This is a genomic window from Bradyrhizobium sp. AZCC 2262 (assembly GCF_036924535.1).
Classification (GTDB): domain Bacteria; phylum Pseudomonadota; class Alphaproteobacteria; order Rhizobiales; family Xanthobacteraceae; genus Bradyrhizobium.
In genome coordinates this window covers 4,972,980-4,988,364 of record NZ_JAZHRT010000001.1, presented here as the reverse complement: position 1 = coordinate 4,988,364, position 15,385 = coordinate 4,972,980, and the positions used below count along the sequence as shown (strand labels likewise).

At 62.7% G+C, this 15,385-nt stretch carries 15 protein-coding genes; 7 read left to right on the top strand and 8 right to left on the bottom strand.

The window, feature by feature from the left end; translation table 11 throughout:
- The first annotated feature begins 146 nt into the window (after window positions 1–146).
- The 4 genes from V1283_RS23625 to V1283_RS23610 all read left to right on the top strand — a co-directional run bounded on the left by V1283_RS23625 (window position 147) and on the right by V1283_RS23610 (window position 5,170).
- Window positions 147–1,910, top strand: coding sequence for an ABC transporter permease (locus V1283_RS23625; RefSeq protein ID WP_334388880.1), 1,764 nt, complete (start codon window positions 147–149; stop codon window positions 1,908–1,910).
- 23 nt (window positions 1,911–1,933) lie between these two features.
- The gene (locus V1283_RS23620) at window positions 1,934–2,968 is read left to right on the top strand and encodes an ABC transporter substrate-binding protein (RefSeq protein ID WP_334388878.1); all 1,035 of its coding nucleotides are present in this window, start codon (window positions 1,934–1,936) and stop codon (window positions 2,966–2,968) included.
- A 28-nt stretch (window positions 2,969–2,996) separates the two neighbouring features.
- A complete protein-coding gene (locus tag V1283_RS23615) occupies window positions 2,997–4,100 on the top strand; it encodes an ABC transporter ATP-binding protein (protein WP_334388877.1) in 1,104 nt (367 codons plus the stop codon).
- Between the two features lie 65 nt (window positions 4,101–4,165).
- Window positions 4,166–5,170, top strand: coding sequence for an ABC transporter substrate-binding protein (locus V1283_RS23610; protein ID WP_334388876.1), 1,005 nt, complete (start codon window positions 4,166–4,168; stop codon window positions 5,168–5,170).
- 3 nt (window positions 5,171–5,173) lie between these two features.
- On the opposite strand, the gene V1283_RS23605 is transcribed toward V1283_RS23610, so the two are convergent.
- From V1283_RS23605 to V1283_RS23580, 6 genes are all read right to left on the bottom strand, one after another.
- Entirely contained in the window at window positions 5,174–5,962 is a 789-nt protein-coding gene (locus V1283_RS23605; protein WP_334388875.1) for an ABC transporter ATP-binding protein, read from the bottom strand.
- Window positions 5,950–7,005, bottom strand: a complete 1,056-nt coding sequence (locus tag V1283_RS23600) for a dihydrodipicolinate synthase family protein (RefSeq protein WP_334388874.1) — start codon at window positions 7,003–7,005, stop codon at window positions 5,950–5,952. Before V1283_RS23600 ends, V1283_RS23605 begins: the two co-directional genes overlap by 13 nt.
- Window positions 7,006–7,015: 10 nt before the next feature.
- Window positions 7,016–7,840 (bottom strand): GNAT family N-acetyltransferase, encoded by an 825-nt coding sequence (locus tag V1283_RS23595; RefSeq protein ID WP_334388872.1) that lies wholly within the window; start codon window positions 7,838–7,840, stop codon window positions 7,016–7,018.
- The gene (locus V1283_RS23590; protein ID WP_334388871.1) at window positions 7,827–8,864 is read right to left on the bottom strand and encodes an NAD-dependent epimerase/dehydratase family protein; all 1,038 of its coding nucleotides are present in this window, start codon (window positions 8,862–8,864) and stop codon (window positions 7,827–7,829) included. Before V1283_RS23590 ends, V1283_RS23595 begins: the two co-directional genes overlap by 14 nt.
- Before the next feature lie 17 nt (window positions 8,865–8,881).
- Window positions 8,882–9,652 carry an ABC transporter permease gene (locus tag V1283_RS23585; RefSeq protein ID WP_334388870.1) on the bottom strand — a complete coding sequence of 257 codons (771 nt, stop codon included), beginning with the start codon at window positions 9,650–9,652 and terminating at the stop codon, window positions 8,882–8,884.
- An 87-nt stretch (window positions 9,653–9,739) separates the two neighbouring features.
- The gene (locus tag V1283_RS23580) at window positions 9,740–10,387 is read right to left on the bottom strand and encodes a TetR/AcrR family transcriptional regulator (RefSeq protein WP_334388869.1); all 648 of its coding nucleotides are present in this window, start codon (window positions 10,385–10,387) and stop codon (window positions 9,740–9,742) included.
- 97 nt (window positions 10,388–10,484) lie between these two features.
- Between V1283_RS23580 and V1283_RS23575 the strand changes: the two genes are divergently transcribed.
- Window positions 10,485–11,489 carry an ABC transporter substrate-binding protein gene (locus tag V1283_RS23575; RefSeq protein ID WP_334388867.1) on the top strand — a complete coding sequence of 335 codons (1,005 nt, stop codon included), beginning with the start codon at window positions 10,485–10,487 and terminating at the stop codon, window positions 11,487–11,489.
- 184 nt (window positions 11,490–11,673) lie between these two features.
- Window positions 11,674–12,102, top strand: coding sequence for a DUF1772 domain-containing protein (locus V1283_RS23570; protein ID WP_334388866.1), 429 nt, complete (start codon window positions 11,674–11,676; stop codon window positions 12,100–12,102).
- Between the two features lie 33 nt (window positions 12,103–12,135).
- On the opposite strand, the gene V1283_RS23565 is transcribed toward V1283_RS23570, so the two are convergent.
- Window positions 12,136–13,122 carry a Bug family tripartite tricarboxylate transporter substrate binding protein gene (locus V1283_RS23565; protein ID WP_334388865.1) on the bottom strand — a complete coding sequence of 329 codons (987 nt, stop codon included), beginning with the start codon at window positions 13,120–13,122 and terminating at the stop codon, window positions 12,136–12,138.
- A gap of 64 nt (window positions 13,123–13,186) precedes the next feature.
- Window positions 13,187–14,002 (bottom strand): IclR family transcriptional regulator, encoded by an 816-nt coding sequence (locus V1283_RS23560; RefSeq protein ID WP_334388864.1) that lies wholly within the window; start codon window positions 14,000–14,002, stop codon window positions 13,187–13,189.
- Between the two features lie 104 nt (window positions 14,003–14,106).
- Between V1283_RS23560 and V1283_RS23555 the strand changes: the two genes are divergently transcribed.
- The gene (locus V1283_RS23555) at window positions 14,107–15,348 is read left to right on the top strand and encodes an acyl-CoA dehydrogenase family protein (protein ID WP_334388863.1); all 1,242 of its coding nucleotides are present in this window, start codon (window positions 14,107–14,109) and stop codon (window positions 15,346–15,348) included.
- Window positions 15,349–15,385 lie beyond the last annotated feature (37 nt).

Here is a 15,385-nt window from a genome sequence, read left to right as displayed (position 1 = left end):
TGATGCGTATGCGAAGGGACGGCCGCCGCGCCATATCCGCGCGCCGACTTTCGGATACCTTTCCGTGCGCCGCGCAATCGACTAGGCTTTTGCGTATCGCGACCGCAATTCCATAAAAAGACGGTCACCGGCGAGGGGAAAGCGCGTTGAACGGACAGACGAGCCGGCGCACCGAAGTCATGCGTAGCGCCAGTGAGGGGCGGCACGCGTGGGCCGGCTTGTGGGTCACGGTCCTGCTGGTGATCCTCGGCTTTCTGGTCATCTACCCGATCCTGATGCTGCTGCTCGGCGCGCTCACCGACACCAATCCGGTGGTCGAGGGCATCTCGCTCCGTCATCTCTCGGTCACCAACTTCCTCACCGTGCTGGCGAACCCGAATGTCGCCGAGGCGCTGGCGAACACGCTGATCGCCTGTGGCGGCGGAACGCTGATCGCGGTCGTGGTCGGCCTGCTGTTTTCCTGGATCGTCGTCCGCACCAACACGCCGTTCAAGGGGGTCATCGCGGCAGCCAGTATTCTGCCGCTGTTCGCGCCGCCGCTGGTCGCGGGCGTCGCATGGGCGATCCTCGGCTCACCTAAAACGGGCCTGATCAACACCATGTTCAAATGGATCGGGCTGGACTGGCGCGTCGATTTCTATTCGATGTGGGGCCTGGTGTTCGTGTTCGGCATCTACTATGCGCCGTATGTCTACATGTTTACCGCATCGGCCCTGCGTAACATGGACCCCAGCCTGGAAGAGGCTGCCGAGATATCCGGCGCCAGCGCGTTCGCGACGCTGTTCTCGGTGACGTTTCCGCTGATCATGCCGGCGATTGTCTCGGGCATGTTGCTGTCGTTCATCGTCATGCTCGGGATCTACGGCATTCCCGCCGTGCTGGGCGCGCCGACCAACCTTGCCGTACTGACAACCTACATTTTCAAGCTCACCAACTGGTCACCGCCGCTTTACAACACGGCCGCAGCTGTTGCGATCATTCTGATGGTCGTCACCGGCCTGCTCGTGTTCCTGCAGCAGAAGGTGCTGAGCGGCCGCAGCTACACCACCGTCGCCGGCAAGGCGTTCCGCCCGCGCAGCCTGGATCTCGGGCGCTGGCGCTGGTTCACCTTCGGCCTTGGCATCGTCTATCTCCTGGTCGTGGTGGTGCTGCCGTTGCTCGCGCTTATCGTCGCGGCATTTCGAAAATTCATGTTCATCCGCGACGTCAGCAGCCTGTTCGACGCCAGGCAGTATTCCCTGATGCATTTTCAGAGCATCTTCGACAATCCGCTGACCATGCGCTCGATCTATAACTCGGTTGAGGTGGGGCTGATCACCGCTGTAGTCGGCGGCGCGCTCGCCTTCGCCATCGGCTACACCATTCACCGCACCCGGGTGACGGGCCGGCGCTGGATCGATGTGATTTCGACTTTGCCGGTCGCGATCCCCGGCCTTGTGGTCGGCGTCGCCTATCTTTGGGCCTGGATCGGCATTCCGGGCGGTCTCTACGGCACGATCTGGATTCTGGCGCTGGCGTTCATCGCGCGCTTCATGCCTGACACGGTCAAGTCGTTGTCGACCTCGTTCCTGCAGATTCATCGCGAGCTCGAGGAAGCGGCCTGGGTCTGCGGCAAGGGCGTGCTCGGCACGATCAGGACAATCGTGCTGCCGTTGGCGCGTCCGGGCGTGATCGCCTCGATGACACTGCTGTTCGTGCTGGCGATCCGCGAACTTGGTTCGTCGTTGTTTCTCTACACCAGCAACACCATGGTGATGTCGGTGCTGTTGCTCGACTATTACGAAGGCGGAAACCTCGGAAAGACCGCCGCCTTCAGCCTGGTGCAAACCGTTCTGCTCGGCGTTCTCATCGGCGGCGCCAACTGGCTGTCGCGCGGTGCGGCGCAGGGCAGTGTCGCCCGAGCCGGATAACAAGACGAACGGGAGGATTGGCTATGACTGGAAGGACCTTCGGCAACATTGCCGCAATCGTCGGCATTGCTGGCCTGGCGCTGACATGGAGCGCCGCGGCGCAGGCGCAGGAGTTCGGCTCGCCCGAATTGATTGCCGCTGCGAAGGCCGAGGGCAAGCTGGTATTCTACACCGCGAATTTCGCCGAAGTGGAACAGCAGGTCATCAAGGCCTTCAACAAGCGCTTCCCCGAGATCAAGGTCGAGATGGTGCGCGCGCCCGGCGGCCAATTGATCACGCGCGTGAAGACCGAGGCCGCTGCCGGCAAGTTGATCGCCGACGTGGTCGATCATTCCGACCGTGCGCTGATGCAGCCGCTGGCGGACATGTTCCAGGACTACGCGCCGCCGAACGCGGCCGACTACAATCCCGACGCGCAGATCGCGCCGCAGCTCTGGCCGCGCGCCACGCTGGTATGGTCGATCGCCTACAACACCGAACTGGTCAAGAACCCGCCAAAAACCTGGATGGACCTCACCAAGCCAGAATACAACAAATTGACCGGGCAGGTGATCGCTCCGTCGGGCGGCACCACGTGGACGCGGGTGATGTTCGAGCGCCAGGTGCTCGGCGAGGATTATTGGGCCAAGCAGGCGACGACCCATCCGGTCCTCTATCCATCGGGCGCGCCGATGTCGGATTCGCTGGTGCGCGGCGAAATCGCCATGGGACCTTTGCTCTACAACGCGATCTATCCGAAGCAGAAAGACGGCGCGCCGATCCAGATCTTCTTTCCGCCGGAAGGCGCACCGGTCAATCCCTATGCCACGGGCATTCCGAAAACCGCCGCTCATCCCAACGCGGCAAAGCTGTTTCTCAACTGGTGCCTGTCGAAAGAGGGACAGACGTTCATGATCAAGGAACTCGGCAACCTCACGTCACTGAAGGTGCCGCCGGCATACCCGGAAGGCTTTGATCCCAAAGTGGTCAAGGTCTGGTTCCCCAAGTTCGATCAGTATGTGAAGTTGCAGGCGGCGTGGATTGCCGATTGGAACAAGACCTACGGTTACGCGCAATGATCGTTACATCAGGGAAATCATCGAACCGATGACGGCAACCCTCGAAGTCACCGACCTGCGCAAGCAGTTTGCGATCGGCCGGCCGGCGATCGATGGCGTCAGTTTTGGCGTGCCGGCCGGCGAGATCGTGGTTCTGCTCGGCCCCTCCGGCTGCGGCAAGACCACCACGCTGCGCTGTGTCGCGGGGCTGGAACACCCGACATCGGGCGAAATCAGCATTGCCGGCAGGATCGTGTCGTCGCCCGAACGCGGCATCCTGGTGCCGCCACGTCTGCGCGATCTCGGCATGGTGTTTCAGTCCTATGCGGTGTGGCCGCATATGACGGTGCGGCAGAACGTGGTCTATCCGCTCAAGCACCGAAAACTTTCGCGCGCCGACGCCCGCCACAAGGTCGACGAGGCGCTCGAACTGGTCGGCCTGTCGGAATATGCCGACCGGCCGGTGGTCGCATTATCGGGCGGCCAGATGCAGCGCGTGGCGCTGGCGCGCAGCATCGTGTACCGGCCGCAATTGCTGCTGCTCGACGAGCCGCTGTCGAACCTCGACGCCAAGCTGCGCCTGCGGCTGCGCGATGATCTTCGCGTGATCCTCAAGCAAACGGGGATGACTGCGCTCTACGTCACCCACGACCAGGCCGAAGCGGTGGTGCTCGGCGACCGCATCGGCGTAATGCGCGACGGCAAACTGCTGCAGATGGATACGCCTGATGCGATCTATAACCGTCCGGCAGATTTGTTCGTCGCCAATTTCACCGGCGCGACCAATGAGCTTCCAGGCACGCTGGTATCGCGCAACGGCGTATTCGGCACGGTCGATTTCGGCGAGGGGCGGCGAGGTGAGGTGGCATTGCTGCATTCGCTCAGCCCGGATGAGAAGGTACGCATTGCGCTACGGCCGGAGAACATCTCGATCGGCCAACATGGCGGTGCCAACGTCTTTCCCGCTCGCGTCCTCGACCGCCGCTATCAGGGCACGCAGACCGCCTACGGCATCGAACTGTTCGGCCGGCGGCTGGAGGTGGTCGAACTCGGTACCGCGGCCCGGCATCAGGTGGGTATCGAGACCCAGGTTTCGCTGCCAAAGGAGAGTTGCTGGGCCTATCGCGATACCGGACCTGTGGCATTTGAGTAGCCTGGACGATTGCGGCCGGGCAGGCGATCTCTGACATTCCGGGTCGGACAGCGGGGAGAGAAGTATTGAAGGGTTTGAGATTTGCCTTGCTGCTGCTCGCGCTTGCCGCGCCGATCGCGCCGGCCCAGGCTGGTCAAAGCGTGAGCCTCATCCTGAACTGGACGCCGGCCGCGGATCACTCGCCATTTTATTACGCAAAATCGCAGGGCTGGTACCAGAAGGCTGGCATCGATCTCAGCATTGAGGTCGGCAAAGGATCGGGCGTTTCGTCGCTCAAGGTCGGCTCGGGTGGCGCGCCGTTCGGCATTTCGGATCTCGCGACCATGCTGGTCGCCCGCAGCAAGGGCGCCGATGCGGTCGCGCTCATGAGCATCTATGCCAACACCGGCCAGACCTTCTACTGGCTCAAGAGCTATGGCGTGAACGGCCCGAAGGATTTTGCCGGGCGCAAGATAGGCAACCCTCCCGGTGATGCCTCGCGCGTGATGTGGCCGGCCTTCGCCAAGGCCGCGGGCCTCGCGCCGGACTCGGTCTCCTTCGTCAATGTCGGGCCGACCGCGAAGTCGGCCGCACTGAAAGGCCGTATCGTCGAAATCATCAGCGATTTCTATAATTCGCACGATATCAAGCTGAGGGAGTTTGGCAGCGATCTCGGGTCACTTAACTGGAAGGACATCGGCCTCAATTCCTACGGCAATTCGCTGATCGTCAACGGTGCCTTCCTCGAGAAGAACCCGAAGCTGTCGGAGGATTTCGTTCGTATCACGCAGAAGGCCTATGCCGCTTGTGTCGCCGACTTCGAGCCTTGCCTGAAGGCGCTGCTCGACCAGGTGACCGGTCTCGACCGCGAAGAGCAGTTGCTGCAATGGGGCCGCATCAAATATCTGATGGCGGATGAATTTACGACGACCAAGGCGCTGGGCTGGATCGACGAGGGACGGATGCGGAAGGACTACGATCTCGTGCAGACCTACCTCGGTATCGAAAAGCCGTTTGCGGTCGAGAGTTCCTTCACCAGCAGGCTGCTCGATCCCGCCGTCAAGATGGATGCCAGCAAGATTGAGAAGTGAGGCTCAAGCGCCTGCACTCAATCCCAGACCCGCATAGATCCGTCGCGCGTAAGTGCCGAATTCGTCCGTGGTCTTGATCGGCAGTCCGCGCGGGAACGGCAATTCGATCGGGAAATATTCTGCCATCCGCGCCGGGCCGGCGGTGAGCACGGCGCAATGCGAGGCGAGGAAGACGGCCTCCTGGATGCTATGCGTCACGAAAATGATCGTCTTGCCGCTTTCGCGCCAGATCCGCAGCATTTCGAGGTTCATCTGTTCGCGGGTCAGCGCATCGAGCGCGCCGAACGGCTCGTCCATCAGGATCAGTTTTGGATCGTGGATAAAGGCGCGCGCGATCGCGGTTCGCTGCTGCATGCCGCCGGACAATTGCTGCGGATATTTGTCTTCGTAACCGGCGAGCCCGACCAGGTTGAGCAGCTCCCGGGCGCGGGTTCGCGCGGCCTTCATCGGCAGGCCGACGATTTCGGCCGGCAGCAATACATTGTCGAGGATGGTTCGCCATTTCAGCAGCAAGGCCTGCTGGAACACCATGCCGATATCGCGCGCCGGATCGAACGGCGTTTTCGAATTGCCGATTTTGATGGTGCCGCCGTCGGCCTCGTGCAGCCCGGCCAGGATCTTCAGCACCGTGGTCTTGCCGCAACCGGACGGGCCGACCAGCGAGACCAGTTCGCCTTCCCTGACGTCCATGGTGACGTCGGAGACGGCAAGGAACTCGGAGCCCTTCGACCGATAGACCTTGCGGACGTTCTGCAGGCTGATGAAAGGCTCGTCGGCGCTCATACCAGCCATTTCTGCAAGTTCGTCTTCACGAAGGCGTCGTCGGAGAGATCGGCATGCTCGCGACAGACGCGGTCGATCTCGGTCATCTGCCCGGGGCTGAGACCCTCGGCAGGATCGAGGCACCACAGCCCTTGCATCAATCCCTGCCGCCGCAGGATTTCATGACAACCGGCGATGCAGCCGTGGAAATTGTTGGCGACATCGAAGAACGCGCTGTTGCAATCGGTGACGCGGGCGTCGAGCGCCAGCAGGTCGGCCGGCACGCTGTCCTTGCCGCGCGCCGTCTTGCACATCTCGAACTGCTTAATGGCGCTCGCGGTCCAGACCGACCAGTGCCCGAGCAGGCCGCCCTTGAACCAGGCGCGGGTGGTGACGCCGTTGTCGCGCAGGTCGAACGGCAGCATCAGATCGAGCAGGATGTGATCGTCATTGCCGGTATAGAGCGCGACGCGGTCAAGGGCGCCGGCGGCGGCCACCCCGCGCAGCACGTCGAGTGTCCGATAGCGGTTGAACGGCGCGATCTTGATGGCGATGACGTTGTCGATGGCGGCAAAGTGCCGCCAGAAATCGGCACTGAGGATGACGCCGCCGACCGCCGGCTGCAGATAGAAGCCGACCAGCGGGATCTCCCGCGCCACCGCCTCGCAATGGGCGATGATCTCATCCTCGGATGCCGATTTCATCGCGGCAAGGCTGAGCAGGCCGGCGTGATAGCCGATGCCGCGTGCCGTTTGCGCTTCCGCAACGGCTTGTGGGGTCGGTCCGGCGAGCCCCGCGACCATCGCGACCGGCCGCTTGGTCCAAGAAGCTGCGGTCTCCGCCGCCAGCTCCAGCACCGGGCGGTACAGGCCGACGTCGCGGATCGCAAACTGCGTGGTGTGGACGCCGACGGCCAATCCGCCGGCGCCGGCATCGAGGTAATAGCGCGTTAGCGCTCGCTGGTGCCTCGCGTCGAGTGTGCGATTGGCATCGAGCGCGAGCGGATGCGCCGGGAGTACGGTGCCGTCGGCGATCAGCTTCCGAACGTCGGCTTTGATTTCGCTATGATGCATGACGCGCTTCCTATCCAAATTCCGGTCCGGCCACGGCGAACGGCAATTGCGCAGGGGGCGCGGTGGCACGGCCAAAGCGCATGCGTTGAAATGGCCGCTCGATGTTCCAGCCTGACTGAACAAGCCCGTTCAGAAACTCGCCCTCGGAATAGACGGCGTCGATCAGCCAGGGGCCGGTTTCTGAGCTAACGATGGCTTCCACCAGCGCAAGCGCCTGATCGGCGCGATCGGCCAGCAGCGGACCGATATGACGCGCGGTGCGTCCATTGCGGACGAGGGCCATGGCGCGGTCATCAGACACGATGCGAGAGCCCGGACGCACGGAAAATTCCGACAGCAATGTGCTGCGGTCGAATCCCATGGCGCTGCCATCGCGAGCGGCCAACGCGTCGAGGTTGCCGGCCGATAGCGGCCGAGACGCCCCGGTGTCTCGCGGCTTCGTTAGCCGCAACCGTCTCAGTTGCAGCGTCGGCATGAAGCCGAGCGGCTCGTAGACGGTGGCGCCGGCGGTGGTCGCGTCCAGCCAGGTCGTCAGACAACGCCTTGCCGCCACGTTGAGGCAGGCATCGACGAGTTTTGTCGCAATGCCGCGCCGGCGGAAGTCCGCGGTCACCAGCACCATGCTGATCCAGGCATTGCCGGCCGAGTAGGGCAGCAGCGCGGCAGTCGCTACCAGCCGCGCGCCGTCGCGCATGCCGAACACGACGCCCTGGCTCAGGAAGAACCGCCAGTCGGCCTCGTTCTGGTTCCAGCCCGCCTCAGTGGACAGCACAAGTCCGGCCTGCGCGTCGCCGACACCGAGCTCGACGATGTCGATCGGCTCAATAGCGGCCATCGCGCACCTCATACTTGGTGGGCTTGCCGAGGCTCGGCATCGATCGCGACACCCAGTCGGCGGTCCAACTGACGAGCTGCTCGGTATCGACAATAGGCAAGCCGAACAGCTTCACCGCCTGCGAGGTATTGGTCAGCCATGCCGTCGGCTCTTCCTTGCCGACGATCACGGGCGCGCGGCCGAAACGCTGACCGAATTTCGCGGCGAGGTCGCGCACGGCAAGTATTTCATGGCCGCTGACATTGATCGGCGAGGTCGGCGTGTCGCAATGCGCGAGGCAGCGCAGCGCCTGCGCAGAAGCATCACCCTGCCAGATGAAATTGACATGGCCGAGGCTGACGTCGATCGGCTTGCCCTGGAGGACCTTGCTTGCGATGTCGTGCAGCACGCCGTAGCGCATGTCGATCGCATAGTTGAGCCGGAACAGCCGGCCGGGCGTCGAATACTTTTTCGAGAAATACTCGAACATGCGCTCGCGCCCGACGCAGGATTGTGCGTACTCGCCGGGCGGATTGGGGGCCATGTCCTCGTCCGAGCCTTTGCCGTCGACCGGCACGAACGGATAGACGCAGCCGGTCGAGAACGCGACGATACGTGAACCCGCAAATGCCTGCGCGACCAGGGCAGGGACGTGCGAATTCATCGCCCAGGTCAGCGAGAGGTCACCCTCGGCGCCGAATTTGCGCCCGGCCATGAACACGATATTTGGAATTTTCGGCAGCGCCTTGATCGCGGCTTCGTCGAGCAGGTCGCAATTTAGCGTCTCGACGCCGCGCGCCTGCAGCCAGTCCTCGACGGCGGGATCGCTGAATCGGGCGACGCCGATCACGCGGCACTCCGGCACGGCGGCCTTGGCAAGGCCCGCCAGCGTCGGCCCCATCTTGCCGGCAACGCCGAGGATCATAATGTCGCCGTCGACCTTGCGGAGATCGTCGATCAGCGCCTGGCTCGGGCGGCACAGCAATTCGTCGAGTGCTGCGATATCCGAAATCGTCTGCGGCAGGTTTTCACGCGTCAACAGCATGCTTCTTTCCCGTTTTCCTATTGCAGCCGGATGTCACGGACAACGAACATCCGCTCCAGGCCGAGCACGAGCCCATACAGCGCTACGCCCAGCAACGTCAGGAGCACGACGGCCATCACCATCGCGGGCGTATCGAGCGACGACTGCACCTGAATCATGAGATAGCCGAGCCCACGCTCGGAGGCGATGAACTCGCCGACGATCGCGCCGGCTACCGCCAGGATCGCGCCCACCTTCATTCCAGAGAACACGTAAGGCAGCGCGCCCGGCAACTGGATCTTTCGGAACAGCGTCCAGCGCGAGCCGCGCAGCGATTTTACGAGATCCAACAGATCCGGCTCGACCTCGCTCAAGCCGCGTGCGGTCGTCAGCAGGATCGGAAAGAAGCAGATCGAAAACGCGATCAGGATGTTCGGGAAGATGCCGTAGGAGAACCAGACGATGAACAGCGGCCCAAGCGCCACTTTCGGAATCATGTTCAGCGTCACGAACAGCGGCAGCAGCAACAGGCTGATCAGTGGCGACCAGGTGAACATCACCGCCAGCATGACGCCGACCAGCGCACCAAGACAGAACCCGCCGAGAATTTCGACAGCGGTCACCGCGAGATTGGAAAGCCAGGCATAGTTCGGCGAGGCCAGCGTCTTGATGGTTGCAAGCGGCGAGGGCAGGATGAATTTCGGTATCTGGAAGGCGTCGACCAATACCTGCCACAGCACGATCACAGCCAGATGCACGATCAGGATGATCGCGAAAGACCGTGCCGATCCGCCGTCACCGCTGAACACCGTGCACTCCCTTGCTCACGCGCCCGGTTCCCGGTCGCGTGGCGACAATCTATCGCGGCCGCCTTCACTAATCAACCATCTGGTTGATTACGGCCGAAGCGAATGCATCACCAGATCGACCACGTGCTTGCGGCGTGCCTGCCGGGCGGTCCGGCTCGACAGGTCCTTGCCGAAGATCGCCGACAGCGTCGGCGTGTTCGAAAAGTAGAAATAGCTGAGCCCTGCAATCGAGATATAGAGATGTACAGGATTGATCCCTTTGCGGAATATGCCGGCCTTGACGCCCTCGCCGAGAATGGTCGAAACCAGGCTGACCAGCGGCGAATGCATTGCCTCCAGCTTGCGCGAGCCGCGCACATGGCGGGCGCCGCCGCGGTTCTCATCGTTCAGCAGCACGATGAAGTCGGGATGCGCGGCGAGGTGATCGAAGGAGCTTTCGATCAGCTTCTTGATCGCCTGCTCGGGCGGCAATCCTTCGAGATTGAGCTTGCGCTCCTGGGCGCGGATCTCCTCGTAGACCCATTCCAGCACCGCCAGATACAGCGCATCCTTGTCGCCGAAATAGTGATAGACGAGCTGCTTGTTGACGCCCGCACGCGCGGCGATCTCGTCGACCCGGGCGCCGGCGAGACCGCTATCGGCAAATTCGCGCCGCGCCGCCGTCAGCAGTTTTTTGCGGGTTGCCGCCGGATCGCGCCGCTGCGGCTTGATATCGTCAGATCGTTTTTTGGGCATTTCCAACCAAATAGTTGACAAGTCGTCTGGTCCCTTGTTGCATTGGTAGCGTCACGGGAACGCGGCGACAAGATCGGTTGCAAACGAGGAGGGTGCAATGAAGGCTTTGCGAATTGCGGGACTGGCGCTTGCGCTGGCTCTGCCGGCTGCGCCGTGCGGGGCCGCCGAGGCCGTCAACCTGATCCTGAACTGGACGCCGACGGCAGATCATTCGCCGTTCTATTACGCCAAGTCGCAAGGCTGGTACGAGAAGGCGGGCATCGACCTGACCATCGAGGTCGGCAAGGGCTCCGGTGTCTCCTCGCTGAAGGTCGGCTCCGGCGGCTCGCCGTTCGGCATCGCCGACCTCGCGACCATGCTGGTGGCCAAGAGCAAGGGCGCCGACGTGGTGGCGCTGATGAGCATCTACGCCAATACCGGGCAGACTTTCTACTGGCTGAAGAGTTACGGCGTGAACGGGCCAAAGGACTTTCCGAACCACAAGATCGGCAATCCGCCGGGCGATGCCTCGCGGGTGATGTGGCCGGCCTTTGCAAAGGCCGCCGGCATCGCGCCTGACTCAGTGAATTTCGTCAATGTCGGCCCGACCGCCAAGATCGCGGCGCTGAAGAGCCACACCGTCGATATCATCAGCGATTTCTACAATGAGCATGATCTCAAGGCGATCGAGTTCGGCGCCGATCTCGGCTACGTCAACTGGAAGGATATCGGGCTGAACCCCTACGGCAACTCGCTGATCGTCAACGGCGCTTACCTGGCGAAGAACCCGAAACTGGTCGAAGAATTCGTCAAGATCAGCCAGAAGGCCTACGCCGCCTGCGTCGCCGACGTTGCGCCGTGCCTCAAGGCGCTGCTCGACCAGGCTTCCGGCCTCGACAAGGAAAACCAGCAGCGTCAGTGGGAGCGCATCAAATTCCTGATGACGGACGAATTTACCACGACCAAGGCATTGGGTTGGATCGACGCCGAGCGGATGAAGAAAGACTACGAGCTGGTGCAGACCTATCTCGGCATGGAAAAGCCGTTTGACGTGGACACAGCGTTTTCGGTCAAGATGCTGGATACGAACGTGAAGATGGATGCCAGCAAGGTCAAGAAGTGAAGATTGAGCTGTAAAGCTTCTCCACCGTCATTGCGAGCGTAGCGAAGCAATCCATCCATCCGTTATGCCGTGAAATGGATTGCTTCGCTTCGCTCGCAATGACGGGGCGAGGCCTGCGGGCGTCCTCACTGCAGGGCCATGCCTGAGGTCGCAATGACCTTGAACAGGTGATATGGAGTAAGCCATGCTTGCAGGACAGCTTGCGACGATTGTCGCCGCCGCGTTCGCCGGAGCCGCGTTCTACGTCAATCTCGCCGAGCAGCCGGCGCGTCTCAGCCTCGATGACCGGAGCCTCTTGAGGCAATGGAAGCCAAGCTACGACCGCGGCCTCATGATGCAGGCGAGTGGCGCGGTGATTTCGGGCGTGCTCGGCCTGATCGCCGCCTGGCTGACGCAGGATTGGCGCTGGCTTGTCGGCGCGGTGCTCATTCTTGCCAACTGGCCGTATACGCTGTTGGGCATCATGCCGACCAACCACGCACTGAAGGCGATTGCTGAGAACGAGGCCGGTCCACAATCACGCGCGCTGATCGTGAAGTGGGGAAGCCTGCACGCGGTCAGAACGGGTCTCGGGATCGCGGCGACGCTGGCCTATCTGTGGGCGCTCAATTAGCGGCAGGACCGGCTGTGCCTTTTGCGGGCCGCGTCACTGCAGCGCCATGCCCGAGGTCGCGATTACTTTCGTCAGCTTCTCGTGGTCCGTCTTCATCAGCGCGGCGAGGTCGACGAGTGCCATCGGCTTGCCCGGAATATTGGCGACCGCGAGCTGGCGCTGCACTTCCGGGTTTTGCAGCGCCTTGTTGATGCCGTCGTTGATCTTCGCGACGATGGCATCCGGCGTCCCCGCCTGAACATAGATGCCGTACCAGGGCACATAGGTGGCTTCCGGAAATCCCGCTTCCGCAATCGTCGGCAGGTCGGGCAGGTCGGCGACACGCTTGTCGGTCATCACGGCAAGCGGCTTCACGCTGCCTGCCTTGATGTGCGGAAGCGCCAGTTCGAGCGAGACGATCTCGAAGTGCATCAGGTTCGTCATCAGGTCGATCAGCGCCTGCGGCTGGCCCTTGTAGCCGACATTGGTCAGCTTGATGTTCGCGGCCTGAAACAGCTTCTGCGCGCTCAGGTCGATCGAAGAGCCGGTGCCGGGATTGCCGAAATTCAGCTCGCCGGGTTTTTTGTGCGCGATCTCCACGAATTCGGCGATGGTCTTGGCGGGCATCGACGGGTGCACGACCGCGACGCTTTGATTCCAGACCGCGAGGCCAACGCATTTGAGGTCCTTCAGCGCGTCCCAGCCAGCGTCCTTGTAGAGCGTCGGGTTGACCAGCGCGGCCGGGCCAGTGACGAGCCAAGTGTAACCGTCCGGCTCGCTGCGTGCCACCGCGGCGGTGCCGATGTTGCTGTTGCCGCCCGGTCTTGCTTCGACCACGACCGTTTGCTTCCAGTCGCGGCCGACCTGTTCGGTCACGGCGCGCGCGACGATGTCGACGATGCCGCCGGCGGGGTAGGGCACGACGATGCGGATCGGGCGGTTCGGATAATTGCTCTGCGCCTGCGCGGCATTGGCGAGCAGCATGGCCACGCCCAAAGCAACACTCACGGCGAAGCCCAGCGCGGTTTTGATCCGGCTCATTCTTCCCTCCCCGTATGTTGCGCACCAGTCTAGCGATGCGCCTTTTGCCCCTCTGCCGGGGTATTCAGTCGTTGGCCGCCAGCGAGCGGATGCTGCGCGCCAGCCCCAGCATGCGGGGCCCGCATTCACGCTCGATCTGTTCGGCGTTGAAGCGAAACGAGGGGATGCCGCAATTGACGGAAAGGCAGTCGCCCGACGCCGTGCGGTACAGCGGTGCGGCAACGCCAAAAATTTCGCGCCGCCATTCGCCGAGCGAAATCGCAAAGCCGCGCTCCCTGCAAAGCTCGACATCCGGCAGCGTCCGCGCTTGCACATAGTCGGCTTCTTCCGGCCGTTCGGCTTTCACGTTCGCCACATAGGTGTCGAGCTCTTCGCTGGTGAACAGCGACAGCAGCGCGCGGCCGACCGCGGTCGGCGCCAGCGAACTCGCAAAGCCGACATCCGGCAAATGTGTCACGGCGTCGGTGGTGCGCAGCGTCTCGACATAGATGAAGTCGAGCCCGAATGGCATCGCGATGGAAACCGTGCCGCCGGTGTAGGCGGCGAAATCGCGCATCAGGGGACGCGCCAGTTGCCGGACTTTTAGCGCCGACAGCACCGGATAGGCGGCGGCCAGAATGCCGAGCCCGAGCTGGAAGCGTCCTTTGGCATCGCGCTTGAGATAGCCGAGTTGCGCCAGCGTGTAGGTCAGCCGCGACACCGTCGGCCGCGACAGGCCGGTATGCAGCGCGAGGTCGGCGTTGGACAGCGAGCCGCTGCGGTTGCGGAAAGCCGCCAGCACGTCGAGCCCGTGCGCCAGCGTGGTTGCGAAGGCGGGATCGGCGTGGTCTTCCGGCGTTCGGGGCCGGGCGGAAGGATCGGCGGTGGAAAGGGTTGCCATATCAAAAGATTGGTCAAAATTCGGAATTCTGTCAATATACCGAAATGAATTTGCAAATCGTGTCGATATACGCTTAGGTTCCGCTTCAAAAGACGGGAGGCGACATGGATTTCGATCTTTCCGGTCGGTCGGAAGCATGGCTGGAGAAGCTGCAGGCCTTCTTCGATCAGGAAGTGCTGCCGCGCCACCGCGTCTGGCTTGCTCACGTCGCCAAGGGCGAGGCCGCGCCCTTCATGGGCGACCTTCAACGAAAAGCGCGGGCAGCGGGGCTGTGGAATCTTGGCCTTCCCGAACTGGCTGATGACGAGCCCGGCACCCGGCTTTCCAATCTCGAATATGCGCCGCTGGCGGAAATCATGGGCCGGCTGTTCTGGGCGCCGGAGATCTTCAACTGTCAGGCGCCCGACGTGCCCAACATGATCGCGCTGCAGAATTGCGCGACGCCTGAACAGAAGGCGCGCTGGCTGCAGCCGCTGTTGGAAGCAAAAACCCGCTCGGCCTTCGGCATGACCGAACCGGACGTGGCTTCATCCGATGCCACCAACATCGCCACGCGCATGGTCCGCGACGGCGACGACTACGTCATCAACGGACGGAAATGGTTCATCACCGGCGCGGCGCATCCGCGATGCAGTTTTCTGATCGTGATGGGCGTGACCGATCCCGGTGCGGACCGCACCGGCCGCCATTCCTGCATCATCGTGCCGATGGATATGCCGGGCGTTCGTCTGGTGCGTCGGCTGCGCTGGATGGGATGTGAGGATCATGTCGCCCCGATCGGCGAGCTTACGTTCGATGATGTGCGCGTGCCCCGTTCGAATCTGCTCGGCGCCGAGGGCGAGGGCTTCAAGGTCGCGCAAATTCGGCTGGGGCCGGCGCGCATCCATCATTGCATGCGCTCGATCGGGCTCTGCGAGCTCTTGATCGAACTGATGATGGTGCGTTCGTCGGAGCGCTCCGCCTTCGGCCGCACCGTGATCCAGTACGACACCGTGCAGCGCTGGATCGCCGAATCCCGGGTCGAGCTCGAACAGGCACGGTTGCTCGCCTATCGCTGCGCGTGGCGGCTCGATCAGGCCGGCCATCAGGGCGCCTGGCGTGACGTCTCGCTGATCAAGGTCGCGGTGCCGGCGATGCTGCAACGGATCGCTGACCATGCCATGCAGGTATTCGGCGCGATGGGCGGCTCCGACGATACACCGATCCATCAGGCGCTGGCCTGGGGCCGCCTGCTGCGTATCGGCGACGGCCCCGACGAAGTACATCTGCGGCAGATCTTTCGCATGGAGCCGATGCCGTCCTGGTCGATTGCAAACTCGCCGTATCTGTCCGCACATCCGTCCTGAGCGGTGGTAAGACGACAAACGTCTCGTAATTCCTTGA

Excerpts from the sequence above, each read along its gene's own strand:
- V1283_RS23575 (WP_334388867.1), top strand. The coding sequence starts at position 10,485 with ATGAAGGCTTTGCGAATTGCGGGACTGGCGCTTGCGCTGGCTCTGCCG.
- V1283_RS23560 (WP_334388864.1), bottom strand. The coding sequence starts at position 14,002 with ATGGCAACCCTTTCCACCGCCGATCCTTCCGCCCGGCCCCGAACGCCG.
- V1283_RS23570 (WP_334388866.1), top strand. The coding sequence starts at position 11,674 with ATGCTTGCAGGACAGCTTGCGACGATTGTCGCCGCCGCGTTCGCCGGA.
- V1283_RS23580 (WP_334388869.1), bottom strand. The coding sequence starts at position 10,387 with ATGCCCAAAAAACGATCTGACGATATCAAGCCGCAGCGGCGCGATCCG.
- V1283_RS23605 (WP_334388875.1), bottom strand. The coding sequence starts at position 5,962 with ATGGCTGGTATGAGCGCCGACGAGCCTTTCATCAGCCTGCAGAACGTC.
- V1283_RS23595 (WP_334388872.1), bottom strand. The coding sequence starts at position 7,840 with ATGGCCGCTATTGAGCCGATCGACATCGTCGAGCTCGGTGTCGGCGAC.
- V1283_RS23590 (WP_334388871.1), bottom strand. The coding sequence starts at position 8,864 with ATGCTGTTGACGCGTGAAAACCTGCCGCAGACGATTTCGGATATCGCA.
- V1283_RS23555 (WP_334388863.1), top strand. The coding sequence starts at position 14,107 with ATGGATTTCGATCTTTCCGGTCGGTCGGAAGCATGGCTGGAGAAGCTG.
- V1283_RS23600 (WP_334388874.1), bottom strand. The coding sequence starts at position 7,005 with ATGCATCATAGCGAAATCAAAGCCGACGTTCGGAAGCTGATCGCCGAC.
- V1283_RS23565 (WP_334388865.1), bottom strand. The coding sequence starts at position 13,122 with ATGAGCCGGATCAAAACCGCGCTGGGCTTCGCCGTGAGTGTTGCTTTG.
- V1283_RS23615 (WP_334388877.1), top strand. The coding sequence starts at position 2,997 with ATGACGGCAACCCTCGAAGTCACCGACCTGCGCAAGCAGTTTGCGATC.
- V1283_RS23620 (WP_334388878.1), top strand. The coding sequence starts at position 1,934 with ATGACTGGAAGGACCTTCGGCAACATTGCCGCAATCGTCGGCATTGCT.